This is a genomic window from Vibrio bivalvicida, assembly GCF_001399455.2.
GTDB lineage: Bacteria > Pseudomonadota > Gammaproteobacteria > Enterobacterales > Vibrionaceae > Vibrio > Vibrio bivalvicida.
Genome location: NZ_LLEI02000073.1, coordinates 1 through 1,258, shown reverse-complemented (window position 1 = coordinate 1,258; position 1,258 = coordinate 1). Strand labels below are relative to the sequence as shown.

Annotated in this window: 1 protein-coding gene; it reads left to right on the top strand. The window is 46.0% G+C overall.

The annotated features are described in order from the left end of the window. The first annotated feature begins 72 nt into the window (after nt 1–72). A protein-coding gene (locus APB76_RS19115) for an IS3 family transposase (RefSeq protein WP_157633226.1) occupies nt 73–1,250 on the top strand; the annotation gives its coding sequence in 2 pieces (ribosomal slippage) (nt 73–340 and nt 340–1,250; 1,179 coding nt in all). Nucleotides 1,251–1,258 lie beyond the last annotated feature (8 nt).

Here is a 1,258-nt window from a genome sequence, read left to right as displayed (position 1 = left end):
TGTAGTGGTACGGTGAATTTGGCCACCTGATTAGAGGTGTTAAGATGCACCTCGTACACAACAGGTGGAACTATGACAAAGCGTACGAGAAGAACTTTTAGCCCAGAATTCAAACTTGAAGCAGCCCAGCTCGTTGTTGACCAAGGTTACTCCGTGGTCGAAGCAGCTCAAGCTATGAATGTGAGCAAATCTGCTATGGACAAGTGGGTAAGGCAACTTAAACAAGAGAGGCAGGGTATTACCCCAAAAGCAGCACCGCTGACACCAGAACAAATAGAGATCCGAGAGCTTAAAAAGCGGATTGCCGAGCTGGAAGAGCACAACGAAATCATAAAAAAGGCTACAGCTCTGTTGATGTCGGACTCACTGAAAAATTCTCGATAATCGAAAGACTCAAACAGAGCTACAGCATTCTCAAACTGTGTAGCATATTCGGTGTCCATCGCAGCAGTTACAAATACTGGAAAGCGCGACCACAAGCTATTCCTGTGCATGAGATTCGATTAAGAGCGCTTGTCCAAGAGGCTCACAATGCAAGCAATGGTTCAGCAGGTGCTCGAACTATTGCAGGCATCGTTACGAATTCTGGCATGAGTCTGAGTCGATATCGCGCTAGTAAAATAATGAAAATACTCGGCCTAGTGAGCGGGCAACTACCCAAGCACAAGTATAGGAAGCAACCCCTAGAACATGTAGAGATCCCCAATCACTTAGAGAGGCAATTCGCTGTTACTGCTCCAAATCAAGTATGGGTAGGAGACGTCACTTATGTCTGGGCTGGGAGTCGTTGGGCTTATTTAGCGGTTGTCATCGACTTATTTGCTCGAAAACCTGTTGGTTGGGCTATGTCCTTTTCGCCCGATAGTCAATTGACCGTCAAAGCATTAAAGATGGCTTATGAGTCACGAGGAATGCCTACAGGCGTTATGTTCCATAGCGATCAAGGAACGCATTACACAAGTCGAAAATACCGTCAGACCCTATGGCGATACCAAATTAAACAGAGTTTATCTCGGAGAGGTAACTGTTGGGATAATAGTCCGATGGAGCGCTTCTTTAGAAGCTTGAAAACAGAATGGGTGCCAGCCAGTGGCTATCGCAGTTTAGATGAAGCTTGGCAGAGCATCGTTGGCTATATCATTAGATACTACAGCCAAATCAGGCCACACCAGTACAACGGTGGTCTGACCCCGAATGAGTCGGAAAGGCTTTACTGGAAAACTTACAAAACCGTGGCCAATTTTAGTTGACCACTACA